Source organism: Candidatus Kurthia intestinigallinarum (genome assembly GCF_003991225.1).
Taxonomy (GTDB): Bacteria; Bacillota; Bacilli; order Bacillales_A; family Planococcaceae; genus Kurthia; species Kurthia populi.
Window position 1 is genome coordinate 89,081 of sequence record NZ_JTFC01000044.1, and the last position, 26,777, is coordinate 115,857.

28 protein-coding genes and 1 pseudogene are annotated in these 26,777 nt (G+C 38.5%); 10 read left to right on the forward strand and 19 right to left on the reverse strand.

Annotated features, from left to right (window positions below):
• The first annotated feature begins 110 nt into the window (after positions 1-110).
• The 3 genes from QI30_RS18370 (at position 111) to QI30_RS18380 (ending at position 4,451) form a co-directional block, all read left to right on the forward strand.
• A complete protein-coding gene (locus QI30_RS18370) occupies positions 111-1,001 on the forward strand; it encodes a LysR substrate-binding domain-containing protein (RefSeq protein ID WP_126992028.1) in 891 nt (296 codons plus the stop codon).
• A 233-nt stretch (positions 1,002-1,234) separates the two neighbouring features.
• Positions 1,235-2,218, forward strand: a complete 984-nt coding sequence (gene guaC / locus QI30_RS18375) for a GMP reductase (RefSeq protein ID WP_126992029.1) — start codon at positions 1,235-1,237, stop codon at positions 2,216-2,218.
• 286 nt (positions 2,219-2,504) lie between these two features.
• Entirely contained in the window at positions 2,505-4,451 is a 1,947-nt protein-coding gene (locus tag QI30_RS18380; RefSeq protein ID WP_158621067.1) for a methyl-accepting chemotaxis protein, read from the forward strand.
• A gap of 86 nt (positions 4,452-4,537) precedes the next feature.
• On the opposite strand, the gene QI30_RS18385 is transcribed toward QI30_RS18380, so the two are convergent.
• On the reverse strand, positions 4,538-4,900 hold the full coding sequence (locus QI30_RS18385; protein WP_126992031.1) for a hypothetical protein: 363 nt from the start codon (positions 4,898-4,900) through the stop codon (positions 4,538-4,540).
• A 175-nt stretch (positions 4,901-5,075) separates the two neighbouring features.
• Here QI30_RS18385 and psiE point away from each other — a divergent pair, with 175 nt between their 5' ends.
• Together psiE and pgeF are read left to right on the forward strand one after the other, a co-directional pair.
• Entirely contained in the window at positions 5,076-5,534 is a 459-nt protein-coding gene (psiE, locus tag QI30_RS18390) for a phosphate-starvation-inducible protein PsiE (RefSeq protein WP_126992032.1), read from the forward strand.
• A 24-nt stretch (positions 5,535-5,558) separates the two neighbouring features.
• Positions 5,559-6,317, forward strand: coding sequence for a peptidoglycan editing factor PgeF (gene pgeF, locus QI30_RS18395; protein WP_126992033.1), 759 nt, complete (start codon positions 5,559-5,561; stop codon positions 6,315-6,317).
• A gap of 41 nt (positions 6,318-6,358) precedes the next feature.
• On the opposite strand, the gene QI30_RS18400 is transcribed toward pgeF, so the two are convergent.
• The 16 genes from QI30_RS18400 to QI30_RS18470 form a co-directional block, all read right to left on the reverse strand.
• Positions 6,359-7,321, reverse strand: coding sequence for a sensor domain-containing diguanylate cyclase (locus QI30_RS18400; RefSeq protein WP_126992034.1), 963 nt, complete (start codon positions 7,319-7,321; stop codon positions 6,359-6,361).
• A gap of 3 nt (positions 7,322-7,324) precedes the next feature.
• Entirely contained in the window at positions 7,325-8,122 is a 798-nt protein-coding gene (locus QI30_RS18405; RefSeq protein WP_126992035.1) for an alpha/beta fold hydrolase, read from the reverse strand.
• Positions 8,123-8,275: 153 nt separating this feature from the next.
• Complete coding sequence (locus tag QI30_RS21155; protein WP_255411590.1) at positions 8,276-8,407, reverse strand: hypothetical protein; 132 nt, start codon at positions 8,405-8,407, stop codon at positions 8,276-8,278.
• 356 nt (positions 8,408-8,763) lie between these two features.
• Entirely contained in the window at positions 8,764-9,678 is a 915-nt protein-coding gene (gene opp4C, locus QI30_RS18410) for an oligopeptide ABC transporter permease (protein ID WP_370323637.1), read from the reverse strand.
• Positions 9,678-10,649: an ABC transporter permease gene (locus QI30_RS18415; protein WP_126992036.1), complete on the reverse strand. Its 972-nt coding sequence runs from the start codon at positions 10,647-10,649 to the stop codon at positions 9,678-9,680. The genes opp4C and QI30_RS18415 overlap by 1 nt, the downstream gene beginning before the upstream one ends.
• 13 nt (positions 10,650-10,662) lie before the next feature.
• The gene (locus QI30_RS18420; protein WP_126992037.1) at positions 10,663-11,490 is read right to left on the reverse strand and encodes an ABC transporter ATP-binding protein; all 828 of its coding nucleotides are present in this window, start codon (positions 11,488-11,490) and stop codon (positions 10,663-10,665) included.
• Positions 11,487-12,476, reverse strand: coding sequence for an ABC transporter ATP-binding protein (locus tag QI30_RS18425; protein ID WP_126992038.1), 990 nt, complete (start codon positions 12,474-12,476; stop codon positions 11,487-11,489). The genes QI30_RS18420 and QI30_RS18425 overlap by 4 nt, the downstream gene beginning before the upstream one ends.
• 20 nt (positions 12,477-12,496) lie before the next feature.
• On the reverse strand, positions 12,497-14,101 hold the full coding sequence (locus QI30_RS18430; RefSeq protein ID WP_126992039.1) for an ABC transporter substrate-binding protein: 1,605 nt from the start codon (positions 14,099-14,101) through the stop codon (positions 12,497-12,499).
• Between the two features lie 189 nt (positions 14,102-14,290).
• Positions 14,291-15,055, reverse strand: coding sequence for a DUF1684 domain-containing protein (locus QI30_RS18435; protein WP_126992040.1), 765 nt, complete (start codon positions 15,053-15,055; stop codon positions 14,291-14,293).
• Positions 15,055-15,918, reverse strand: coding sequence for an alpha/beta fold hydrolase (locus QI30_RS18440; protein WP_126992041.1), 864 nt, complete (start codon positions 15,916-15,918; stop codon positions 15,055-15,057). Before QI30_RS18440 ends, QI30_RS18435 begins: the two co-directional genes overlap by 1 nt.
• A gap of 185 nt (positions 15,919-16,103) precedes the next feature.
• Complete coding sequence (gene mqo / locus QI30_RS18445) at positions 16,104-17,600, reverse strand: malate dehydrogenase (quinone) (RefSeq protein ID WP_126992042.1); 1,497 nt, start codon at positions 17,598-17,600, stop codon at positions 16,104-16,106.
• A gap of 540 nt (positions 17,601-18,140) precedes the next feature.
• Positions 18,141-19,286: an IS200/IS605 family element RNA-guided endonuclease TnpB gene (tnpB, locus tag QI30_RS18450; RefSeq protein WP_126992043.1), complete on the reverse strand. Its 1,146-nt coding sequence runs from the start codon at positions 19,284-19,286 to the stop codon at positions 18,141-18,143.
• 285 nt (positions 19,287-19,571) lie between these two features.
• Positions 19,572-20,189 (reverse strand): NUDIX hydrolase, encoded by a 618-nt coding sequence (locus tag QI30_RS18455; RefSeq protein ID WP_126992044.1) that lies wholly within the window; start codon positions 20,187-20,189, stop codon positions 19,572-19,574.
• Positions 20,190-20,250: 61 nt separating this feature from the next.
• On the reverse strand, positions 20,251-20,901 hold the full coding sequence (locus QI30_RS18460; protein WP_126992045.1) for an ankyrin repeat domain-containing protein: 651 nt from the start codon (positions 20,899-20,901) through the stop codon (positions 20,251-20,253).
• A gap of 61 nt (positions 20,902-20,962) precedes the next feature.
• Entirely contained in the window at positions 20,963-21,145 is a 183-nt protein-coding gene (locus QI30_RS18465; protein WP_126992046.1) for a hypothetical protein, read from the reverse strand.
• A gap of 38 nt (positions 21,146-21,183) precedes the next feature.
• Positions 21,184-22,098, reverse strand: a complete 915-nt coding sequence (locus QI30_RS18470) for a Gfo/Idh/MocA family protein (RefSeq protein WP_126992047.1) — start codon at positions 22,096-22,098, stop codon at positions 21,184-21,186.
• Positions 22,099-22,200: 102 nt separating this feature from the next.
• Here QI30_RS18470 and QI30_RS18475 point away from each other — a divergent pair, with 102 nt between their 5' ends.
• The 3 genes from QI30_RS18475 to QI30_RS18485 all read left to right on the forward strand — a co-directional run bounded on the left by QI30_RS18475 (position 22,201) and on the right by QI30_RS18485 (position 23,493).
• Positions 22,201-22,779 carry a hypothetical protein gene (locus QI30_RS18475; RefSeq protein WP_126992048.1) on the forward strand — a complete coding sequence of 193 codons (579 nt, stop codon included), beginning with the start codon at positions 22,201-22,203 and terminating at the stop codon, positions 22,777-22,779.
• Positions 22,776-22,997: a hypothetical protein gene (locus QI30_RS18480; protein WP_126992049.1), complete on the forward strand. Its 222-nt coding sequence runs from the start codon at positions 22,776-22,778 to the stop codon at positions 22,995-22,997. The genes QI30_RS18475 and QI30_RS18480 overlap by 4 nt, the downstream gene beginning before the upstream one ends.
• A gap of 142 nt (positions 22,998-23,139) precedes the next feature.
• On the forward strand, positions 23,140-23,493 hold the full coding sequence (locus QI30_RS18485; protein WP_126992050.1) for a hypothetical protein: 354 nt from the start codon (positions 23,140-23,142) through the stop codon (positions 23,491-23,493).
• A 142-nt stretch (positions 23,494-23,635) separates the two neighbouring features.
• On the opposite strand, the gene QI30_RS18490 is transcribed toward QI30_RS18485, so the two are convergent.
• Both QI30_RS18490 and QI30_RS20520 read right to left on the reverse strand, forming a co-directional pair.
• Positions 23,636-24,244, reverse strand: a complete 609-nt coding sequence (locus QI30_RS18490; RefSeq protein ID WP_126992051.1) for a hypothetical protein — start codon at positions 24,242-24,244, stop codon at positions 23,636-23,638.
• Positions 24,245-24,263: 19 nt separating this feature from the next.
• Entirely contained in the window at positions 24,264-24,431 is a 168-nt protein-coding gene (locus QI30_RS20520) for a hypothetical protein (protein WP_158621068.1), read from the reverse strand.
• Positions 24,432-24,550: 119 nt separating this feature from the next.
• On the opposite strand from QI30_RS20520, the gene QI30_RS18495 reads away from it, so the two are divergent.
• Positions 24,551-26,158, forward strand: a complete 1,608-nt coding sequence (locus tag QI30_RS18495; protein ID WP_126992052.1) for a hypothetical protein — start codon at positions 24,551-24,553, stop codon at positions 26,156-26,158.
• A 169-nt stretch (positions 26,159-26,327) separates the two neighbouring features.
• A pseudogene (locus QI30_RS18500) lies at positions 26,328-26,777 on the forward strand (transposase); the annotation flags it as partial.

Consider the following 26,777-nt stretch of genomic DNA (forward strand, 5'->3'; position numbering starts at 1 on the left):
CTCCTCATAAGATGAGCCATCTAACAGAAATAGTATACGCCTACTCAAGGTATGATAAATAATTGTCTTTTGCATATTATCTATGCATACTGTACATATGGAGGTGCGTCATGGAATTTTATCAATTATTATACTTTGAAACACTCGCAAAAGTAGGCAACATTTCGCACGCTGCCGAACGTTTAAATTTATCACAGTCTGCGCTTAGTCGCTCAATACAGAACTTAGAAAAAGAAGTAGGAGCACCACTTTTCACACGAGAAAGTCGCGGCGTGACGTTAAATACTTACGGTGAAGTTTTTTTAGAGCATGCGACAAATGCGATTAATGAAATTCAAACCGCTGAGCATAAAATTCAGGATTTAATTAATCCAACGCATGGCACGATTCGTCTCGCATTTACACAACCGCTTGGCTCTGACTATATCCCAATGTTGATTTCTGCATTCACAGAAAAATACCCTAATATTCAATTTAAATTATCACAAGATACTACTCGAAAGATTTTAAAACAGCTGAACCGAGATGAAATTGACATCGGTTTCTGTTCGCCCTTTTCTGCAAACACAACAATTGAAAAATATACGATATTAGAGGAAGAGCTAATTATGCTCGTACCCAAAAATCATCCACTTAGCAAACAAAAAGAAGTTCATTTAGATGAATTTGCGCTCGAAAAATTTATCGTCTTTAAAGAAGATACTTCTGTACGAGAAGTAACAGATTATATTTGTCACGAAGCAGGCTTTGAACCGACAATTGTTTTTGAGGGTATTGCTGAGAAGTCGATTATTGACCTAGTCAGTAAAAATTTTGGCGTTGCTATTGTACCTATAGGCATTCCATTATTCGATTTCCCTGTTGTGCCACTGAAGATTTTAAATCAGCCAGTACATCATCGTACACAGCTCACATGGGCAAAAGATCGTTACATTTCTCCTGCAGTACGAAACTTTATTCAATTCACTAAAAAGCTAGTAGACGAACAAAGCAATTTGTAATTTTTTCAAAAACCTCATAGTCGCTAGTATTTATAAGACTTAAAATGTCACAAGCTCTTTTCGGAGTTTGTGATATTTTTTTGCTTTTTAGCATGTTTTTTGTAGCTAACGTTCATTTTTCTCAAAATATCTGAAAAATCATTTGACAGCGCTATCAAAATATTGTAAATTACCAAAGGACGAACAATTTAATTAAAAAAAAAAATAATATTCGCTTTTAGGAGTGTTTTTAAATGGATAATGTATTTGACTACGAAGATATTCAATTAATCCCGGCTAAATGTATCGTAAATAGCCGCTCAGAATGTGATACATCAGTAGAATTAGGTGGGCATAAATTCCGCCTTCCTGTTGTACCTGCAAATATGCAAACAATCATCGACGAATCAATCGCGACGAAATTAGCTGAAGGCGGTTACTTCTACATCATGCACCGCTTTAATCCTGAAAAACGCATTGGTTTCGTTAAAGATATGCAAAGTAAAGGCTTAATCGCTTCTATTAGTGTTGGTGTAAAAGACGAAGAATATGCTTTCGTTGAAGAATTAGCACAACAAGGTTTAACACCTGAATTCATTACAATTGATATCGCACACGGTCATTCAAATGCGGTTATCTCAATGATTCAACATATTAAAAAATTAGTACCAAACGCTTTCGTTATCGCTGGGAATGTTGGTACACCAGAAGCTGTGCGTGAGCTTGAAAACGCTGGCGCTGATGCAACAAAAGTAGGTATCGGACCTGGTAAAGTATGTATCACAAAAATCAAAACTGGTTTCGGTACGGGTGGCTGGCAATTAGCGGCACTTCGTTGGTGCTCTAAAGCCGCTACAAAACCAATCATTGCTGATGGTGGTATCCGTACAAACGGTGACATCGCGAAATCAGTGCGCTTCGGTGCATCAATGGTAATGATCGGCTCTCTATTCGCTGGACATGAAGAATCTCCGGGTGAAACAATCGAAGTTGAAGGTAAAAAAGTAAAAGAATACTTCGGCTCAGCATCTGAATTCCAAAAAGGCGAAAAGAAAAACGTTGAAGGTAAAAAAATGTTTGTAGAACATAAAGGTTCTTTAAAAGATACACTTATTGAAATGGAACAAGATTTACAATCATCGATTTCATACGCTGGTGGTACAAAATTAGAATCAATCCGCAACGTGGATTACGTAATCGTTAAAAACTCAATCTTCAATGGTGACAAAGTTTACTAAAACTTAGGGGTTCTCTATATAAAGAAAGACGCAGCTTGGGGAGGCTGCGTCTTTTATTTGTTTCTATCGTAAATATCTAGCATCTTCTGCATGGGAGTTAATAAATTTTTGAGAATATCATTTTTTTGTAGGTTACTCCTTTTTTTGCCGAAACATCTTATTGATTCCTAAGAACCGATTCAAAAGTCATCTAAAATACCTTTATTTTGTTAAAATAAATAACAATTAACAACTTTTTATGATACGATTGGTTACGAACTTTAAGACTATAATAAGGAGCATCTCAATGGATAAAGGTACAAAATTAAGGAATAAAATGTTAATTTTCTTACTCCCACTCATTGTTATTCCTATTTTATTAAGCGGAGTATTCTGGTACATCTCAAGTAAAGAACAAATTAAAGAAGAACAGCTCACTGCTGCTTCTTCTAATATGGTACTACTAAACAATAGCATCAATGATTTAATCGAGCCGAAAATACATGATGTGTCGTATTTATCGAAACGTCTCACATCAAAGGATTTATCGATTTCAAAATCAAGTAATGCACGCACTGTACTTGAACAATATATTCAGGAGCATCCTGAAGTCGCAATGGCCTATGTTGGCACCATAAAGGGTGACATGATTCGTATGCCCTATCATCTTTATAACAAAGCTGAATACGATCCGCGCGAACGCCCGTGGTATAAGCAAGCAAAGGATAGCGACATTACAATTACAGACCCATACATTTCAAAAACGAGTGGCGATTTAGTCGTTACTTTATCGAAAAAACTTGCTGATAATAGCGGTGTTATTGGCATTGATATGTCGATTTCAAAACTTGGAGATATTGCGAGTAGCGTCAAAATTGGTGACCATGGCTATACCTCTATTATTGATTTATCGAATCGCTACATTGCCGACAAAAAGCATGATGGCGGTGAGGCAGTCTCGAATACCCTCTCTTCACAGTTAAAAGAAGCGAAGGGGCAATTTGAACAAGAAGAGACAATTACTTTATATGCCACAAACTCTGCGACTGGCTGGAAAGTCATGAGCACCCTATATAAATCCGAAACAACAGAGGCTGCGAAAAGTATTGCGGTAATAAATATTTTCTTTGCAATCGTTGTGATTCTTATTAGCCTTGCCATTATTTTATGGCTTGTCCGCTCGATTACACGCCCACTGCAAACGATGGCACAGAAGGCGGACCAAATGCGGCACGGTGATTTAACGGTATCAACCGATGTGACAAGTCGCAATGAAGTAGGTCAACTTGCGATGACATTAAATGAGATGAAGGATAATTTAGCGACGCTTGTACGTAATGTTGGTGAAAATACGCAGCAAGTGACACAATCGAGTGTAGAAATGGAGCAACATATTGCACAAAATATGCTGAGCACAACGGATGTGACGACCGCCATTACACAGGTCAGTGAAACGACAGAGCGTCAGGCGAATGATTTACAAGAAGCCTCTTATTCGATAAATGACGTTGCGAAAGGTGTTACAACAATTGCACAGAGCATAACAGATGTTACCGAATTTTCAACAACTTCACTACAGCATGCTCACTCAGGACAGCAAGCGATTTATGAGGCTGTGTCGACAATGGAAGGCATTAAAGACTCTGTAACGATGTCGAATGCGCAAATTCATACACTGCATACGCATACCGCTGAAATTGGAAAAATGCTTGATATGATTAAGGAAATTGCCGATCAAACGAATTTACTCGCTCTCAATGCTTCCATTGAAGCGGCACGTGCTGGTGAACACGGCAAAGGATTTGCTGTTGTTGCAGATGAAGTTCGTAAGCTTGCTGAAAGCTCACAGCATTCTGCCAATCAAATTGCCGCACTCGTTACGACAATCCAAACAAGTACGAAACAATCTGTTGAGCAAATGGCGACCACGCTACAAAAAGTAGATGAAGGGGTCAGCGTTACACAAACAGCTGAGCAACGCTTCGCTAATATTATGACGCAAATTGAGGGCATGACACCGAAGCTTGAAGGGGTGTCTGCTACAACGGAAGAAATCGCTTCTGTTACCGACCAATTAGCGAATAGTATCGACAATGTCTCAAGCCATGCCCAAACGACGAATGCAATGACGGAGGAAGTGACGGCCTCTGCTCAGAATACACTGCATTCAATGAATGATATGCAGGCTGAAATGAAGCGTCTTGCACTACTTGCCGCATCACTTGAACATTCCATTACACAATTTAAAATCTAACAAAAAAGAGGCTTAGGGTTTTTAGATCCTAGCCTCTTTTGTTCTATTCAAATCTAAATGAAATCGGGGGGATTTCATTTTTTTTATTAACGTGCGACGCGTAAACGATCGCGACGATATAAATCATAATTTAAAATGATGTACATATATTCGCTAATATCTTGGACTTCTAATCCTTGTTTTTCAAGCGATGTCCATAGCTTTTCATCAAGGGCATAAGGGTGCGCATGTTGTAACAATTCCACTTCATTTTTTGATAGTGCAACACGGAATTTCTGTGCACCGTTTGTCACCGACAATGTATACGTTCTCCACGTTTCTACTTCTACAGAGAAGTTTTCATCCCATTCACGTAATTGCGCTTCCATATCTGATGCAACGTGTTTGAAAAATTTGCGTACTGTAAATGTATTCGCTTTTGTGGTACGGAAAAATGTATTCGTATTCATGTCTATCGCTCCCTTTTGTTAATACCAAGTTATCTTATAAGAATTATAACATCTAAAATTAAAAAGTCAAAATATTTCTTCAAAATTAAAAACGCTTACAAAATATGTATGCTTTGCACATTCTTTTTCTTTATGTGAAAATTATTTTAAGAACAATGAAAGCGAGGCGAAATTTATGAAAAGTACAGAATTTAAAGTTGTCTTCCCAAAAGTATTACAGTGGATTTTAAATGTCTCATTAGTTGGTTTATCAATCTTTTTAGTACTATTAATGGCAAAAGAGATTTTTATTTTTGCAGATATTCTATTGTTTGAGAAAGATTCCAAACATACGCACGAAGAGTTTCTAGCAAATGTTTTAGCATTCTTCTTATACTTTGAGTTCATCACAATGATTGTAAAATACTTTAAGGAAGATTATCATTTCCCTCTTCGTTATTTCATTTACATCGGTATTACGGCTATGATTCGTTTAATTATTATCGACCACTCTAGCGCAATGCATACCTTATTGTATGGTGCGGTTGTGCTCCTTCTAATCATTGGCTATTTCATCATTAATATCACGCCGCTTGAACGTCCTAAAAAAGCGCGCTATGAAATTAAAAACGCGAAAATTAGCGATGAATCATAATATAATAGAAGTAGAGGTGATTGGATGACAACGACGATTTATAAAAACGATGCCAAGCTTTTAATGGGCATTTCTTTGCAAGATGATACACAGCTTGAACAGAATAATATGGCACTTCATGTTTGTGAGAACCCTGAAAATATTATTAAAAACCGCGAAGCACTTGCGGCGACTATTGGGCATTCCTTACAAGATTTTGTCTGCGCAAATCAAACACATAGTGCAACTTACTATAAAGTAACTGCTGAGGATAAAGGACGCGGCACGCTACGCGCAGAGGATGCGATTCCGGAGACGGATGCACTTTATACATTTGAGCCAAATATTGTCCTTAGCTCCTTTACAGCGGACTGTGTGCCTGTACTATTTTATGCGACGGACACAACACTTGTGGGTGCAATTCATTCCGGCTGGCAAGGTACAGTGAAGGAAATTTCACTCAAGACATTCACGTATTTACGTGAGGCAGAAAATGTAGACTTACAAAATGTGCATGTACATATCGGTACAGCGCTTAGTCAGGAAAAATTTGAGGTTGATGCGGATGTCTATACTAAATTTAAAGCCCTTGGATATGCAGATGACTTTATGTACTTCAAAGACGCGACTAAGAAATATCATATCGATAATCAATTAACGGTGAAAAAGCAATGTGAGCTGGCAGGTATTCCTGCATCGAATATTACGATAGAGGATGTGTGCACTTTCAAAAGTGCGCAGGGCTTCTCTTATCGACAAGATAAAAAAGCCGGACGTCATTTAAGCTTTATCGTCCGTAAATAGCATACAAAAAGGAGGAATCGCGTCAATCGCCATTCCTCCTTTTAGTGTTCAAATATAGTGACGCGGTTACGTCCATTTTCTTTCGATGAATAGAGTGCCTTATCTGCGCGCTCAATAATCGTCTGCTCATTATCGCGCGCTGTGAATTTCGCCATGCCAACACTCACTGTTAAGTCGCCAATTGCTGGCCATTCTTTTTGTTGCACACGCTCAATAATATTATGTGCGATTTGTTCATTATGACCAATCAAAATAATCGTGAACTCCTCACCACCAAATCGACAAACAATGCCTTGCTCACTAACCGTTTCCTTTAAAAGCTTGGCAAGTTGTTCAAGGACAATATCCCCTACTTGATGACCATATGTGTCATTCACACGCTTGAAGTGATCAATATCAATAATAAGTAATGAAAATTGCACAGATTCCATGTCAAAGGCACGAATAAATTCACTCATCTTTTGGCTAAAGTAGCGGCGATTATAGAGTCCTGTCAGCTTATCTGTATTCGATAATTCAATCAGGCCTAAATTAATTGCCATGAGCTCATTTTGCTTTTGTTCAATTTCTGCATAAATTTCCTCGAGATGGTCAAATGCTTGTGATTTCTTTTCGTACGCTTCTTCTGCTTGGATTTTTAATGATTGCACCTCGCGCTCATATTCCAGGCGATGCTGCATTTTCATCATCATATAATCAATAACCTCTTCACCATCACGAATATAACGTTTGGCATTCATTAAAAGTGGTACGGCTTTTTTGTTTTTATCACGCAACGAAATAAAAAATTCTTCTACAAGATTTTTAAGTTGAATCGCCGGATAGAAGTACGAATGGAACAGTAGCTTATTCGTTGGACTCAGCAAAAACTCGATATGCTTTCCGAGTAGTTGTTGCTCTGTATAATCCGTCCAACGTAAAAATGTCTCATTCACTTCTGTTATTTTGCCTTCATCGTTCGTACTTAAAAAGCCACATGGTGCTTTTTTCAAACGAATATCCATCGCTTATCCCTCTTTTATATAATGTTTCAGACGTTCAATGGTCACCTCTGGATGACTAATATGTGGGTAATGTCCTTTCACATCTAATATCTCAAACGAACTATGCGGCAAATGCTCATGTAAATAATGTCCGATTGGACCTGGCACAATACTATCCTCTGCACATTGTAAAATCACTGATGGCACCGTCATTTCATGTAAACGACTACGACAATCTAGATGAAAGGTCATATCTGCAAATTCACGTGCAATATGTGGATTTTGTGATACAAAAACACGCTCTAGATTTTGAACATTAGGTGTGTTATTTTCTTGTCCAAGTGCAAAAGGTGCCATATAGCTCGCCCAGCCGCTAAAGTTCATTTCCATCGTTTGTAAAAGCTCTTGGATGTCTTCTTCATCGAAGCCACCTTCATAGTCTCCATCATTTAAATAACAAGGAGATGGCCCAATCATAATCACTTTTTTGAATGCTTCTGGACGCTCAATCGCTGCTAACATACCAATCATCGAGCTAACAGAATGACCGATAAAAATAACGTCTTCTAATTGAAACTCATCGATAATATTTAATACATCTTGTACATAGCCATCAGCAGTGCGATAGCTTGCGTTATAAGCTGCTAAATCTGAATTGCCTGCCCCTACATAATCAAATAATACAATTTTATACTCCGACAGAAAAGCAGGAGTAATGTATTGCCACATCGACTGCTCACAACCAAAACCATGGGCAAATATTAACAGTTGATTCCCTTGCCCTACTATATTTACATTATTCCGCAAACTAATGACATTCATTAGCGCCACCTCATATTACTTTTTTCTCTATTATATGCTTTTTATAGGATATAATCAGCTAAATTCTACAGCTAATCTCTTTAAACGAGCATAAACGCATTAAAAAAGTAGGTCATGCACTCTAGTTGCGTGGCCTACTTTTAAAAACATACCTTATTTAGCGAAGATTTTTGTTAAGCATTTTTGTGTTTTGGATGGCAACATCTTATAGCCCATTCCTTTTTGTTGAATATCAAGTACGGTTAAAATACCGACAACGAATCCTAGTATATGCATAAATTTCATCTAAAACGCCTCCTATTCACCTTATTATAAAACGAAACGGTTGATTGTGGCTTCTAGTAGCGCTCACTCTCAATTGATTTTTCAAGAAATTTCTTATAGTGCGCTATATCTAAATGGTTCAATCTATTGTGAAAATTGGAAGCATATGTATGTCATGATGAGATTGCTTACCAATACAACTGACAAGCCTACCATGAGTGCTACTGCTACTTTATCCCCGTATTCATTTCCCCTAGCTCTTATTTTATCTATATAAACCGTCACACCTAATAAATCGCCGTTATATTAGGATTAAAATCTTATTATCTAATAAAAAAAGAAGCTAAGACAAATCTGTCTTAGCTTCCTTGAAGGAGCTATTTTACATTACGTGGATCAAGCGCATCACGCAGTGCATCACCGATATAGTTGATCGATAATACTGTGAGTAAAATGAAAATACCTGGTGGAATCCATAGCCATGGTTGGTCGGTCAAAATCGTAATCGATTGTGCACTCGACAACATATTCCCCCAGCTCGCATCGGGTGGCTGTACGCCAAGCCCTAAGAAACTTAATGCGGCTTCATCTAAAATAGCACCCGCCACACCTGACGTCGCATAAATTAAAATCGGTGCGATGGTATTTGGCAGGATGTGCTTAAATAATATACGTGGTGTGCTATAGCCAAGCGCCATGCCTGCTTTCACATAATCAGATTGTTTAATAGCGAGTACATTTCCTCGCACAAGACGCGCGATGCCTGGCCAGCCAAGAATCCCGAGTATAAGAATGATATTTGTCAGGCCAGGTCCTACGATACTTGCAACAACAAGGATAAACATAATATATGGGAATGACATGAAAATGTCGGTAATTCGCATAATAATGCCATCGATAATACCGCCAAAATAACCGGCGATTAAACCGAGTACAGCCCCAATCGCAGAAGAAATAACGACGGCACCGATACCGACAGATAGCGAGACACGTGCTGCATAAAGAACGCGGCTTAAAATATCTCGGCCGATATCATCTGTACCGAGCCAGTGCGCCATTGAAGGCCCCTCACCGAAAGCATCGGTAATTTCATTTGGATTATATGGTGCAAGAAGCGGTGCGAAGATGGCTGCTAATAAAATAATAGCTAAGTAAAAGAAGCCAATGACCGCAAGCTTATGCTTTTTAAAGCGTTTGAAAAACAAACCCTTCGATGGCATATCCTCTGACCATGTCACCGTGTGCGCTGCATCATATTTCTTTTTATTAAAGTAACGCTTAAAGAGACTCACTATTTCGCACCCCCAACATAGCTTTTTCGAATACGTGGGTCAACGAAGGCATACACAATATCTGTTAAAATATTTGCTGCGATAACAACGAAGGCTGCAACAAGGTTTAAGCCCATTAATGTTGAGTAATCACGATTCATAATGGATGAGAGTGTCAATTGACCAATACCTGGCCATGAGAAAATTTGCTCGATGACAACCGCGCCACCGAATAAAATTGGAATTTCTAAACCGATGATTGTAACAATTGGAATTAGCGCATTACGTAGTGCATGGCGATTGACGACGAATACTTCTTTCAATCCTTTCGCGCGTGCTGTACGTAAATAATCTTGTCCTAAAATCTCGAGCATACTTGAACGAACATAGCGGATATTACGCCCTGCCACATTCGCTACTAAAACGATGATTGGTAAAATCATATGCATAAGTAATGTGCCAAATCCTCCATCAGCGCCAACTTCCTTCATACCACCTGATGGCAACCAATTCAGTTGAACCGCAAAGACATAAACAAGAATTAAGCCTAAGAAGAAGTTCGGAATTGAAATCCCTAAAAATGACCCTGTGACGAAAATATAATCAAGTTTTGAATATTGTTTTGTGGCACTTAAAATCCCAAGTGGAATGGCAATTAATAAACCAAGTACAAGCGCGGTGCCCATTAAAATTAATGTCGGCCCCATGCGCTCTAAAATCATCGATACAACTGGCTCAGATGTGTACATCGAATAACCAAGGTCGCCGTGCATCACGAGATTTTTCAACCAGTTCCAGTACTGCATATACACTGGGTCATTCAAGCCAAGTTCAATAGCCTTGGCCTCACGCGCCGCATCGGGGAGCTTTGGACTGACAAGCATATCAATCGGATTCCCCGGTGCCATACGCATAATAATAAAATTAATAATCGTTACCCCAAATAGGACAGGGACTGCGATGAGTAAACGACGTAAAATATAACCAAACATGCAAATTCCCCTCCTATGGTTTTGTTAAAATACTACGTTTTTTCGGATCTGGAATTGGATAGGCACCGAGTAATTTTTTCGTATATTCATGTTGAGGATTTTTAAAAATTTCTTCGGTTGTGCCCATTTCAACAATCTTGCCAGCAAACATGACCGCAATGCGATCAGAAATATATTTTACAGCGCCAAGACCATGCGCAATAAATAAATACGTTAGGCCAAGCTCACGCTGTAATTTTTTAAAGAGGTTCATGATTTGAGCTTGAATCGATACATCGAGCGCAGATACCGGCTCGTCACAAATAATTAGTCGTGGACGAAGCGCTAGTGCTCGCGCAATACCAATACGCTGACGCTGACCACCTGAGAACTCATGTGGATAGCGCGATTTCGCCGAATCCGATAAACCAACAAGCGCTAGTAAACGACTAACCTCTTGCTGAATTTCATGATGCGGCACAATTTTATGCACCGTCAGTGGCTCTGCTAATAAATCTCCAATCGTCAGACGCGGATTCAGTGAAGAATACGGGTCCTGAAAAACGATTTGGATTTGCTTGCTTAGGCTTACGCGGTCCGTACGGAAATTCATCGGCTTTCCGTCGAATAAAATCGTGCCATCTGTTAGTGGTTCTAGGCCGATAATCGTACGCCCTAGCGTCGATTTACCACAGCCTGATTCTCCAACTAATCCGAGTGTCTCCCCTTCATAAATCTCAAAGGATACATCATCAACTGCTCGTACATAACTCTTTTGTAAATTCATAAAGCCCGTTTTCACCGGGTAATACGTTTTGACGTTTTTAACGGTTAATAATGGCGTCTTCGTTTGTTGGCTCATTGTAGATGTCCTCCTTGCTGAAGCTTACGCCATTCAAAGCAGCGTGTTAAATGCCCGTCACCGGTATCCATTAGCTCTGGTTTATTACTGTGGCAATACTCCGTCGCAAGTGGACAACGATTCGCAAAACGGCAGCCAGGAAGCGCATTATAATTTGAGGGAATGGTTCCTGGAATGGCTTGTAATTCCTTGTCATCGAAATCCATCGATGGAATCGAGTTGAGTAGCCCTACTGTATACGGATGAAGCGGTTGTTCAAATAATGTATAGACATCAGTCGTTTCTACGACTTGCCCGGCATACATGACAACGACGCGGTCAGCCATTTCAGCAACAACACCTAAGTCATGGGTAATGAGCATAACGGCTGTGTCATACTCTTTACATAATGCATGTAGCAGGCGAATAATTTGTGCCTGCACGGTCACATCAAGTGCTGTTGTCGGTTCATCCGCAATTAAAAGCTTGGGCTTACAAACGAGCGCCATCGCAATCATGACGCGCTGGCGCATCCCACCAGATAAAGCGAACGGGAATTGTTTAATCACGCGCTCTGCTTGAGGGATGCCTACCTTTGTAAGCATTTCAATTGCGAGTTTTTTTGCTTCTTTTTTATCGAGTGGCATATGCAGACGAATAGCCTCGACTAATTGATAGCCAATCGTCAGGACTGGGTTTAGTGCCGTCATCGGCTCTTGGAAGATCATCGATACGTCATTACCACGCAGTTTCTGCATGTCTGCATCTGATAATTTTGCTAAATCAACGCCATTTAACCGTACTTCTCCTTCTGCAATATGCCCATTCTTCCCTAAGAGACGCATGATGGAAAGTGCCGTAACGCTTTTACCACTACCCGACTCGCCTACGATAGCGAGCGTTTCACCATGCTTTACATCAAAGCTAACATCAGATGTACTGGTAACTTTCCCATGCTCTGTATCAAAAGCCGTCGTTACATGCTTTACACTTAGTAAACTTTCCATTTTCATACCGCCTATCTTAATTATTTAACTGTCCATTCGTTTACGTTAATGAACATACCAAAGTCGCTAGGAGTTGCGCCTTGAATGCGTTTATTCACTGCACCTAAAGCTTTCGTTGCGTAAATTGATGGCATTGGTACTTCTTGTTGTGTAATTTCTTGTAGCTCGCTATAAAGTTTTTCGATTTTCGCTTCGTCTACTTCTGTTGATAATGCTGCTAAAATTTCATTTACACGTTTGTTGTCATAGCCATTTGGATTGCCTTCACCGATAAAGTACGCAATGTCTGGTAATGGGTTCACTGGTGTAATTGATACCGTTAATACTGCTAAGTCATAATCTTTTTTCACAATATCATCTAGTAATGTGCTTAAATCTGTCATTTGGATTTGTGTTTCAATACCAGCTGAACGTAAGTTTTCAGCCATGATATTCGCTGCCTTTTCTAGCGTTGCATCACCTGACAGTACCGCTAATTTTAATTTCTTCGTTTTATCCCATTTTGATTCTTCTACTAATGATTTTGCTTTCGCTGCATCATATGCAACTGGTTTAATATTTTCATCTAAATACGGACTCATGCTTGTGAAGAAACCATCTGTCACTTCGCCAGCACCTTTTAGTAAACTATCAACGATTTGTTGACGATTCATCGCATAAGAAATTGCTTGGCGTGTTTTTTCGTCGCTCACAACATCTTCATTGATATACATGAATTGCGTCGCAAGTGGTTGACCGTAGTTTGTTGTTAATGTATCTAGACCTTTTACTGTTTCGAAATCGGATACTGGTACAACACCCGCAGATGGAATGTTCATATCGATTTCGCCGCTTTTAAGTTGTGCTGCGATTTGGTTACCTTGTAATACTTTAAAATTTAGTTGCTCTAATTTAGAAGCGCCTTTGAAGTAATCTTTGTTTGGTACCATTTCTACATAGTGATCTGTATCAATTTTTGATAATTTGAATGGACCTGATGTGACTGTTGGATTTTTCATGAAATCGCTTTTGTTAATTTCTGCAACATCGATTTTTTCAAGCTCTGATTTTGGAAGTGTTAATAGGTAGCGACCTACTGTATCTTCAAAAATTGTTAAGGTTGTTGGTTTTTTCGTTGTGACTTCAACTGTTTTATCATCGACTTTTTTCACGCCTTTGATAGATTCTTTTCCTTTAGGAAGGAAACCAGCGTCATCTAAGCCATCCACAATCGCAAACATGTATGCGTAGTTTGATGCAACAGTTGGGTTCGCCATCAATTCCATTGTGAACACAACATCGTCGGCTGTAATGTCTTTGCCGTTTGTCCATTTTGCCTCTTTATTTAAGTTGATTGTAAATGTTTTATTGTCTTTTGTTTCGATTGAATCTGCTAGCATTGGTTGGTATTTTAAATCTGAATCTAAATCAACTAATGGTAGGAATAATAAATTGGAAACATACGTTGATACTAAGCCCACCGGTTGTAGTGGATTAATATTACTTGGTGCATACGTTACTCCGACATTAATTACGTTTTTATCACTGCTTTGACCTTGCTCTTGTTTATCGTCTTTACCGCCACAGGCAGCTAAAACGAAGACGATTGTCATCACCGTCATCATTAGCCATACTTTTTTAAACATATCTTTCACTCCTTTTTGATTGTCTCAAAGCGAAAAAGTGGTATTACATTTCTATTAGTAAAAGGATTTGATAATACTTCCTTTAGGCTTCAATTCATACTAACCTACTATACATTATTCGATTTAAAAAATTAACTTAATTATCTCGAATTTTTTGCAATTATTTTTGCGCTGTCACATCTTTTGCTTTCATTTCCAAATGACGTTTTTTTCACCCGCTGTCATCGCCATTTTCAAACGATTTGAAAATGGGGGCATTGGGCAATTGAAATGCGGTGAAAATGCACATGGTGGTAAAAATGAATAGTTGAAATCAAGCGTCACGCGACCATTTGCGTCCGGCTTAATTAAAAGCATGCGCCCTGTACCATACGTTTCGCTGCCACTTGTCATATCGCGAAAGACGATAATGGAGTAAGCGCCTACTGCGAATGGACGTAAGCGATACGTCTGTCCTTCAATCTCTACAACGATTTCACCGATTGACTCATGCTGACGTGTGCCGGCTGAATCACTCGTATGACTGAATGAAAAAGTTTGCTGCTCATCACGCTCAAGCTGTCCTTCAAATACAGCATTTTCGTTATAGGCATACGTATCAATCGCTACATAATTTTGGCGTGCCGCACATGTCATATCCCAAATGGCTAATAAATGATTCGACTCTGGCTGACTTGTGGCCATCATCGTACGACCGTCTGCAGCCTCCACAATCGTTTCATCTGCAATGATTTTATATACACCGTCTACTAGCTCTCCATTTATCTTCAGACCATCCGCCGCTGTCGCCGTTAACGTCAAGCCAGGATTCTCAGAAGTTGGCGCCCATGTACCCGCTACTTCAGCAACAGACATAGCTTCTTTAATGTCATGCATCGCAATCAATGAGACGTCACCTTGCGCGGCAAGTATATCTGCTTGTCGCGATGCCTTCCATTTTTCAAATGCTGTCATTATTTTGTACCTGCTAATAAGAAAGTACGTACTGTGTGCAGAAAATCTGCATGCTCTTCGATAAATGGTTGGTGACCTGATTTTTCAAAGATAACAAGCTCAGAACCTTTAATTAAACGATGCATTTCTTCAGCCTGTGTCACGGGTGTAATCCAGTCATGGCGACCGACTGTAATTAATGTAGGAATGTCTAGCTCAGCAATCGCCGCGCGCACATCATACTTCGGCATTAAATGTTTGAATGTATAATTACATACATCTAGTGAACCGATTGGACGTGCCCCGGTGTCATTGCCGATTTCTTCTTTAAATTCGTACCAGTATAGGTCCCAGCACACGCTCCACCATTCTTCTAAATGTTCATCATCACGAATATTTCCTTCAAATAATTCAGGGATTTTCGCATATTGCTCTGGTGTTGCGGTATTTTTCGCAAAAGCTAATGCCTCTTTGTAAAACTCATAGCTTGGTGCTGTATCGATTAATAGTAACTTCTCAACTGAATCTGGATAACGCGTCGCATATTCCTGTGCAATCATACCGCCAAATGAGTGGCCGAGCACACTAATTTTTTCTAAGCCTAAATAGTTACGCAATGCCTCAATATCAGCGGCTAATTGATCGTATGTGCAAGTCGCTGGGTCAACACGCTCTGATTGACCATTTGAGCGTTGGTCTAAATAAACAATTTGATAGTCTTCTGCTAAAGGTGTTAACCATGGCTTAAAATCTGAATGGTCACTACCTGGTCCACCGTGGACGGCAAATAGCACCGGTTTTTTAATCATGCGCGGGCCAACGGGGATATAGCCTGAGCCTTCAACATCAAAATATATCTTCGTGCCATTAATTGCTGCGAACATAAAATTACCTCCATTTATTAAAAATGAGCTTTTGCTCTAACCTTTATCATACAACGTGGAGCTTTAGACAGAAACAGTGTTTTACTAATATTAAAAAATTTTATTTTCCATATACATTTGATGGGAAATTAACAAAAATATAGAAAAAGCCCCTCGTCCAAAAACGAGGGGCTTAATCCACTTAATTAGTCATGTAATTTAAGTGATTTGTTTGAAGCTGCGTGTAATTCTTTGAATAATTCTGGATTGTCGATTAGTTTTTGACCGTATGAAGGAATCATTTCTTTGATTTTTGGTTCCCATTCTGGCATTTGTTCTGGGAAACATTTGCTCATAACGTCAAGCATAACTTTAACAGCTGTAGAAGCACCTGGAGATGCACCTAGTAATGCTGCAACTGAACCGCCTGCGCCAGTGATTACTTCTGTACCGAATTGAAGCGTACCTTTACCGCCTTTTTCAGTATCTTTAATTACTTGTACACGTTGACCTGCAACTACGATTTCCCATTCAGAATCTTTTGCTTCTGGAACGAATTTACGTAATTCATCTACGCGTTGTTCTTTGTTTAACATAACTTGTTGTACTAAATATTTAGTTAAGCCCATTTCTTTCGCGCCACAAGCAAGTAAAGTTAAGATATTATTTGGTTTAACTGAGTTAATTAAATCCATGTTAGAACCTGTTTTTAAGAACTTAGGTGAGAATCCACCGAAAGGTCCGAATAGTAACGATTTTTTACCGTCGATGTAACGAGTATCTAAGTGAGGTACTGACATTGGAGGAGCACCTACTTCAGCTGTGCTGTAAACTTTACCATGATGTTGATCGATAACTTCTTGGTTGTTACATACTAACCAAAGACCACTTACTGGGAAACCACCAACATGTTTGCTTTCAGGAATACCTGTTTTTTGTAATAGGTGTAAGCTACCGCCACCAGCGCCTAAGAATACGAATTTAGATGTTACATATTCTAGTTTACCATCTGCAGTTTTTACTTTAACTTCCCAAAGACCATCAGCATTTTGCTTAACGTCTTGAACTGTAGCGTTATAAGTTGCTTCAACGCCTGGTTGTTTTTCGAAGCTATCCATTAAAATACGAGTTAATGAACCGAAGTTTACGTCAGTACCTGATTCGATGCGAGTTGCAGCGATTGGGCTTTGGCTAGTACGGCCATTCATAATTAATGGGAACCATTCTTTTAATGTTTCTGGGTCTTCAGAGAACTCCATACCTTCAAATAGGTGGTTGTCTTTAAGAGCAGCGAAACGTTTTTTCAAGAATTCAACTTTATCAGCGCCTTGTACCATACTGATGTGTGGGATTGGCATGATGAATTCTGTTGGGTCAGCAATACGACCTTGATCTACTAAATAAGACCAGAATTGACGAGAAAGTTGGAATTGTTCGTTTACATTGATTGCTTTTGTTGTATCAATTACACCGTCTTTTTCAGGAGTGTAGTTAAGTTCACATAAAGCTGAGTGACCTGTACCCGCGTTGTTCCATTCGTTTGAGCTTTCAAGACCTGGTTTGTCTAACTTTTCAAATACTTTGATTTTCCAATCAGGTGCTAATTCTTTAAGAAGAGTACCTAATGTCGCACTCATGATACCAGCACCAACTAAGATAACGTCTGTTGTAGTTTGTTTGTTACTCATGTTTACCTTCCTTATACCATAAGATTTGCAGAAAGGATGTTGGCGAGCTATCCATGTTACCGCAACAAGCTAGCCAAAGCGCGACTCAGTCACACACCATTTCTGTATCAATAATTTACCTTACTACAGTGTATCATAATTATTTATTGATTAAAATAAATTGTACGATACCCGGTTTATACACTATTTAATCTAGCAAAAAGTGAGAAATTCGTGCATTTTTCGTACTTTCTAAAAACAGTTAATCATTTAATACGTACGATTTCTACCTATTAAATGACCAAATCCCCTAATCTATTACGTAAAGAGATGACAATCTATCCAACACTTTATTTAACTAGAACGTTAAAATTAAAGCGCTTTCTATCTATTATAGCTTAAGTCGATGTTGAAGTGGCACAAAAAGCTTAGTGTTTGCTTACCGTACATTTGAACTACCCCCACTTAGCCGTTCTTTGAATGCGCTTGAAGTGGGGGATTCCTACGAACAGTGCTTGCTTGTTCCGACAGCTCGAACAGTGGCTTCACTTCTTGAGTAGGCGAGCCCCGTAGTTCCTACGGTTGTTGGGTTAACAGCGTGAGCCCTTCGGCTAAAATATTCCGACTTGCGTTGAGGTCTCGGTCGAGTACTGTGCCGCAAGATGGGCAAACCCACTTGCGAATGTCGAGGGACTTCTTGCCATCTCGATGCCCACAGACATGACAAAGTTGGCTTGATGGATAGAAGCGTGAAATCTTTACGATTTTTCGGCCATACCACTTCGCTTTATACATCAGTTTTTGCACAAACGAAGACCACGAAACGTCACTAATCGCTTTTGCTAGTTTATGATTCTTTAGTAATCCTTTTGTATTCAAGTCTTCTAGACAAATAACGTCATATTGGCGAATGAGTTCCGTTGATAACTTATTCAAAAAGTCTTCCCGCTGAAACGCAACACGTTCACGCAAGCGCGCAACTTTCATGCGTTGCTTTTGGTAATTCATACAGGCACGTACATCGCGGTTTTCTTTTTTTGCTTGTTCGTAGCGACGTGATAATTTCCGTTGTTCACGCTTGAGCTTCTTCTCCATCTTCACCGTAAAACGTTGGTTATCCACTTTACGTCCATCAGACAGAATCGCAAAATCGGTGATGCCTAAATCAACCCCAATCGCTTTGTTGGTTTTCGGTAACGTCTTAAAATTAGGCACTTCACATGTAATCGATACGTAAAAATGACCACTTGCATTGTATTTAATGGTTGCGCGCATAATGCGTCCTTCTACTACACAAGTTTGTTTGAACTTCACAAGCCCAAGTTTCGGTAGTTTGATGTGGTTACCGACAATCGCGATATTGTTATTTGTATTTTTGGTTGTATAGCTTTGTACGGGATTTTTTTTACTTTTGAAACGAGGATAGTTATTTTGTTTCTTAAAGAAACGATCAAAAGCAGCTAATAAGTGTTCGTAGGAGGCTTGTAATGCCACACTGTCTACATTGCGCAGCCAAGCCGTTTCATCTTGTTTTTTCATTTTGGTGAGGACTTTAGACATCAATGAGCGATTGAGCCCTTTACCTTCTTCTTTATAGGAAGTGTTCCAAAGTTCAAGGAAATGATTGTAGACAAAACGACAATGACCATGCGTTTGATGGATGCGTGCTTGCTGCTCCTTATTTGGATATAATCTAAATTTGTAGGCTTTATTTTGTGACATGACATTCACCTCTTCCGCTCGTTAGTTTTTAATCGTTTCGATTGAAATACCGCCAGTAGAGATCCGACAGGCGTTTTTAGAGCAAAACAGTTCTAGTCTTTCCATACCCTTTTTTGATCAGTAACAGACCCTATTAACGAGTATTTTAACGAGCATCTCTTGAAACGCGCTGTTCGCCAAAAGCATAGCATGCATCGCCCACCTACTCACTTCGCTCCTTGAGGTGGGCGTCTTCTGCTACAGCCATGATTAAAAACAGCGAACTGCTAAAAAGTCCGCTGTTTTTTATGCTTCGATACGCTCTAAGAAATATTTTAAAATACGCGCCGTAAGACCCCAAATAACATAATCATTGTATTCAAAAAACCATTCATCAATCGCACGAGCACGCCATTCGTAGTCTTCGCCCTTCATGATTTTATCAAAGGGGAATCCCTCACTTGGCGTTGGTTTCATCATCACATGGTGAAGCTCTGGGTCACATTCAAGTAGCCAATTAAGTGGCACGGTGAAAACTTCTGCGACCTCATCTCGATTGAATGTATTCACTTCACGTATATCCACCTTCGCAACAAATGGATAAATGACAAAGGTTGGCGAAATAATGAGTGGGCTAAGCTCTGATAATACGTCTACCGATGATGGCGGTACACTTAATTCCTCATATAATTCACGCAGTGCCGCCTCTTGTGGATTGGCATCCGTCGGGTCGATTTTACCACCTGGAAAGCTAATATCCCCCGGTTGCTTACGCATAGTGAGTGAGCGTACCTCAAACAATACATGCAGCTCGTCATTCACTTCAACGAGTGGCACGACAACGGCTGAGCGAAAGGCTGAGTCTTCCCCAATAAATGCCGGCTGAGTCTGTTGAAGCTGGGTTTTAATCGTCGTCAAATTCATATATGTCCCTCTTCTCGATATCATAATTATTCTTATCATAACATCAAGATATTAGACAATGTTACTTTTTAAGCATGGCTTCGATTTCTGTATAGCCTTTTTCCTTCGCATAATCGAGTGCCGTTTTGTCGTTATTATCACGTAGCTCGGTATTGGCATCATGTTTTAACAGCTCTGCGACAATATCTTGATAAAGCGGGGAGCCATCTGTCAGCGCTACTGCTTCAATGAGTGCTGTATAGCCAAAGTTATTTTGATGGTTAATATCGGCACGTCCATCCTCAAGTAATTGCTTCACATTCTCAAGATGTCCCTTCTCAGCAGCAGGGATAAGTGCATTGCCACCATAGCGATTGACAACCGTTTGATCTGGCTCACGATGCGCTAGCATATACGCCAAAATCTCGGTCTTGCCCTGTGCGCCTGCGTATAAATACGGGCTATCCTGAATGGCATCTTGCTTATTAATATCTGCGCCGGCATCGATGAGTGCCTTCGCGATGGCGACATTATTTTGATGCGTCGCAATAAGGAGTGGTGTTTCTCCCTTATCATTTTGGATATCAACCTCGGTAGATTGCGCTAAGAGCTCCTGTACTTGCTGTTCATTTTGCTGTTCTACTGCTTCAATAAGTGACATTTTATTGTCTCCCTTCTGTTGTTGGCACGCGACTAAAAAACATACGGCAATAAGGACTATCCATTTTTTCATATGTATCTATACCCGTTTTTGCGCATTAAAAAAGAGTCCCCCGAAGTGGACTCCAAAACGATTATTTATTTAAATCTTGATATTGAGTTTGGTACGTACCGCCATCTGATACTTGTGAGTGGTAAAGTGCTTTTACCGCAAGATGACGTTCTAATCCCATATCTTTCATCAATGATTTTAATTCTTTTTGTAATTCAGGGTGTTTCTTTACTAATTGATTCATCTGATGTGCATCGTATTTCATGTTCTATACCTCCTTGGTTGAACCATTCTAGCGTACACCTATTTGAGTAATTCATCAATCCACTGCTGCACTTTTAAGCCCTCTTCAAAGGTCACCACAAAGCCGTCATTTGCGACTGCTTCTAGTAACTGCTTTTCGGCACCAAGCTCAAGCTGTACTTCAGGCGCATCTGCCTCACTTACCAATACATCGCCCCAGTTACGTAATGACAGCATTTTTTTCGTACCAAAGATTTTATAATCAATGCGCTCAATTTGCGCTGCACCCGACATGCCATTGATGATAACTGGAATCCCGGCATCCGTTTTCGCAAAAGCTGCAACACTTGTCTCACAACGTGTGCTGTCCTCTGGATAAGTCGTATCATGCACAATGATGTTGATGCCACCGAATAAGTGGTTTGTCAGCTGTAGATAATGCGGAAAAATCTCACGAATAAAGCCACCCTGCTCACGCGTCGCAATCCATGGATTTTGCTGCCAAGGACGTGGCCAGTGCGGGAAATGCGTATGAAGCTCAATACGCGTAACTTCACCAAGCTCCTGTGCCGCTAAAATATCACGTAGCTTTTGAACAGCCGCGCCGTACATAAGCGGAAAATTCATCGCAGATTTTACGCCTGCTTCTTGAACTGCCGCAACCATTTTTTCACCGTCTGATGCATCATGTGCAAGCGGCTTTTCTGATAAAACATGCAGCCCACGCGCAGCGATTTTCTCCGCGAGCGGTGCATGGCTTACTGGTGGTGTGCCGATATAAACCCAGTCCGGTGTGAGATCAAGTAGTGCTTCAAGTGACGCTGCTATTGGTAAATTATACGTTGCCGCAAGCTTCTCCATACGCGCTGTATTTTCATCAAAAATCCCGACGATGTCATATGTACCGAGCTTCAGTGCCTGATTAATAATGCGCTCCCCTACGACGCCGGTACCGATTAGTGCAAGTGTAGTCATGAAATTCTCCTCCCTTTGTTACTAGGATTATAACGGAAATTCGAAAGCACGCCTATTATTCTATATAATGGAGGTCACTAGATTGAAAAAGGAGCATGGATAATGATTCAAACAGCGCAACTAACAGAGATGCCCCTAGCAGGGATGTATGAGGAAAAAGTTTATGAGGGTCCGCACGAAAATGATACATGGACATGGGTAAAATTTGAGGATGAATTTTATCATGATACCTATGGTCAGTTTAGAGGAAAACCAGTTGCGACAGCTCTATCACCAAATAACGATTACTGCTATGTGCTAACAGATATCCTGCTCTACGAAATCAATCGTCAAAATCCTGACAGCTATGCTATCTGTGACTATTACTCCTTTGGTGGGACAATGCGTGATATTACACTGACACCTGAAGGCACATTGCTCATTGCAAGTTACTATCAAATTTACATACTAGAAAAGCCCTTATGTGACATAGAAGGCGAGGTATATAACGTAGTACAATCCATTTCTAGCACGCTTAATGGCGAGGTAGATTACATCCAATTTAAACATTGGGACAAGCATATTCTTCATATTGAAGCAGTTAACTTTTATTCAAGTGAAAAAAAGGTTTTCCTTACGTATGATGCTGAAACGAAAATGCTAGCCTATGTACTGATGCCGAAACGGGAAGATAATCTATGACTACGAAACAATACCTTCGTTCACGTATAAAGTGGATTTTACTGTATTGGCTGTCGATTGTTGCTGGCGTATGGCTGATTAGATTATTTATCGCAGCGCCCATTCATTATTTGGTACCGTCTATTGCTGTTGTGTTCTCTACGCTGCTGATTGAGTGGATGAAATATAAGGGTTGGGTGAAGGAAAATAAGCTAGGTAAAGGCCAACAATATCGTTGAATTGAAAACCCCTCCCTGTTGGTGAACGGGGAGGGGTTTTGTTTAGTGCTTATGTAGATTATTGGTCTAATGACTCTTAGATTTTCCATGAAACCTTTTACCGTTTTATACTGTAAATTAATTATCGGAAGGAGGTTTTAATATGTCTGATATTTATATTACTTTTGGTTACTCTATCGTTGGGTTAATCATTTTAATTCCTACTATATATCATTTTTTAAAGAAAAAACGTTCTCATAAAGATTTTTATTTTGTAGTAATTTCATGCTCCGCGTTCTTGTTGCTAGCATTCTATTTATTTACTATTAGCGTCATCGATATTTTCAACTTCCATCAGGGGAATTTCTCTATAGCTGAAGGGAATTGCGAAATTCATTACTTTGAACCTAGCGCTAGAGGTGAAGGTCGCTACGACATATCGATTGGTGACCTTCTCTTATCTGCTAATATTGATGACTTCTCTTACTTAAAAGAAGAAACTATTAGTTGTATTTAAACGCAACTTCTACTGTGATTGATATAGAATTTAAATAATATAAAAAGGCACATAAAACAGGAAATAGCTTGTTTTATGTGCCTTTACTAGTAACCGCACTTATTTATGATACGGTTCACCGTAAATGATGTAAGTACGGTTATTATGCTTTTACTAAATGATAAAAATAACTTCTCCATGTATGTTTAATTTCAGGTGTTCTGAAATTTGTAAGACCTCGACCATCCTCTTGAAGTACTAATGTTCCAATAACATAATCAAAGCGTTCATACTTAATTATATAATTAGGCATTCCACATGGAAGATAAGTATTGATACGAAGGGTTTCTCCAGCTTTTAATGACCCAACACTTTCAATTAATTGCCCTTCCTTATGATAATCCCCATCATAAGTATAAAATTTTATCTCCCTAATTGGATCATTAGGAACTAAATATATTATTTCACATTCTTCCAAATCTTTATCTAAAGTTATTTCTTTACCAATATTTAAATCATCATTATTGTTATTATGTCTTACAAAGAATGATTCTGTAAGAAACATTTCAGCTTTCTTGATGGCATAAACTTTACCTATTAAATACATTAAAAATACTAATAGAGTCGTAACAGATGAAGTTAAACCTATTATTGAAATGGTATTAAGCTCAATAAATTCATTCTCTAAATCCTTTAAAATTAGCTTAACATCTATCTCACCTAAAAGATATCCCAGTATAAAAACTATAAGTATAGTTATAGTCTTTTTCATTTCAACACCTCCCACTTCATTATACATTTATTGTAATTAAAAAAGGAGCAGACAAGTCATCTGCTAATGACCTATCCGCTCCTTGTTCTGTTAAGTAATCTAATACCGTATTATTGAATTGTATTTGAATGCTATCGACTTCACGTTTTTCATTCAACTTTATATCTTTAATGATTAACGTCGCCAAATTGTGATGATATCCTCTTCGTACGTTTATTTTTATATTAATTACCTTTATCCCTCTTTATAAGTAATAAAGTAAAATATGGTATTATATTATTAAGAATTTAAAGGGAGGTTAATTAATTGACAGTAGTAAATATACCTAACAGTTTCTTCCAACATGATGCTCAATCTAAATTTGACCCTGATGTTCATATTGACCCTGGCTTTGATATTAACAAATATATAGTTAAAGAAGGGTCCAATGTGCTAATTGAAGGCATTAGAGGTACTGGTAAAACTCATATATTAAAAATGATTAGCACTAGACTTTTAGAAAATTTCAAAGAATTAAGAATTTTACCTGTATACATATCAATGGCAGAAGTATCTGAGTTTGTTTCAAAAGACGAAGATTTATTTAGAATGCATGTCTATAGTAAACTTATTCTTGAAACTATCTCAACAATTAAACGAAATAAATACATTATCGAAAATACTTCAATAAGTTTTTTTGACAAATTGATTAATTTATTCAGGTTGAAAGAGCAAACTGATATAAACAAATTAATTGATGAAATTGAACAATACGCAAATGAGTTACATGATAATGTTCTAAATAATAAAAGTAAATTAACGGAAAATATAACTAAAACCGCTGGAGTTAATGGGCAACTAAAAACACCCGTAGCTAATTTAGGTAGTAATTTAACTGAAGCTACTGCAACAAATGTAGAATATCTCACGGTTCAATTAAGTCATATGAATGCATCACAATTTATCACAAATTTTTACAATCATTTATATGAATTATTTAGTCTGGAACATACTGTACTGTTAATTGATGAATGTTCAGATCTTCCAAAAGAAGCTCAAAAAGAGATTTTTAAGTTTTTTAAACTATTAAGAGGCGGTACTCGAGTAGATAATTCTCGTAATTCTGTTTATTTCATTGGAGCAGTATATCCCCCTCAAGCAACAGAATATCCTTCTAAAGTAAATGGTGATTCTTTTGATTTTGAACCTGGAGATGACTGTTCAATAGAGTATCTAGAATTAGATATTCAATCTACTGTATATGAAGATTTTTTCAAACGATTATTTATAAAAAAAATGGACAAAATTAATGTTAGTAGCAATACTCAAATTCTTGATTATTTTGAGGATGATAAAGCACTTTTATTAGCTACTTATGCTGCTCACGGTTTACCAAGAAGGTTTTTTGAAATTCTTCATCAATCTTATGAAAACTTGAAAGAATTTGCTGCATCTCAACCAGAAACACAATCAAAAGTGTATAAAATAAGATTTAGCGATATATCTTCAGCTATCGATAGAATTGTTACTGGCTCTTTATTAACTAAATCAAAATTATCAGAAGATAATTTTGATACTTTAGAAAAAATTGTCGCTGCTTTAAAGAAAAGAAATAAAAAAGTAGAAACAGAATCTTCAACGAAAGAAAAATATGTACCTATTAATTTCTACTTTGTTTGTCCTCGTAAACAAGAATCCTTATTAGGAAACTTAATTGCAAAAGGTGTTATTCACAACCAAGCTAGAACAAGAAGTTTAAAATCTATTTCTTCCGATGGACCAAATAAAGGTTTAGTTATGATGATTGATTTAGCAGTAGCATTTACTGAAGGTGCAATACCAACGAAAACTAAATCAATTGATTACTTCCAAAAAGATATTAAAATTGCCGCTCGCAGAGGTTATGAATTTTGCCAGCAAATTAATTTTCAATAATATAAAAAAGAAGAGGCTGGGACAAAACCCTAGCTAAAGAAAGGACTTCGGCAAATGAAGATGCCGAAGTCCTTTTTATCTGTAATTTTTTTGTTTTTGTATAGAATAAAAAGAGCCCCTTTTGATAAAATTAAGTTACCACACCAAACCAACCAAAAGGAGACTCTTTATGTATAAAAATTATAACATGAATCAACTCATATTACCGCTAGATTTAGAAGTGAAATTACAAAAAAAATGATATTGCCTTTCACATTCACCATCTCGTAGAAAGTATTCCGAGAGAAGCTTTCGCTCCTTTTTATCAAGAAACAGGCTGTCCATCTTATCATCCCAAAATGATGCTTAAAATTATTCTGTGTGGTTATACGCAATCGGTCTTTTCAGGTCGACGTATTGAAGACTTAACAAAAGATAGTATACGTATGAAATGGTTAGCACAAGGATATGAACCAAGTTATCGCACAATCAATCGTTTCCGAATCCATCCACAGATGCAGGAATTAATGCGTCAATGTTTTGTCCAATTCCGTTGCCAGCTTGTCGAAGAAAAGCTAATTGATCAACAAGCGATCTTTATTGACGGTACAAAAATTGAAGCAAATGCCAATAAGTTTAC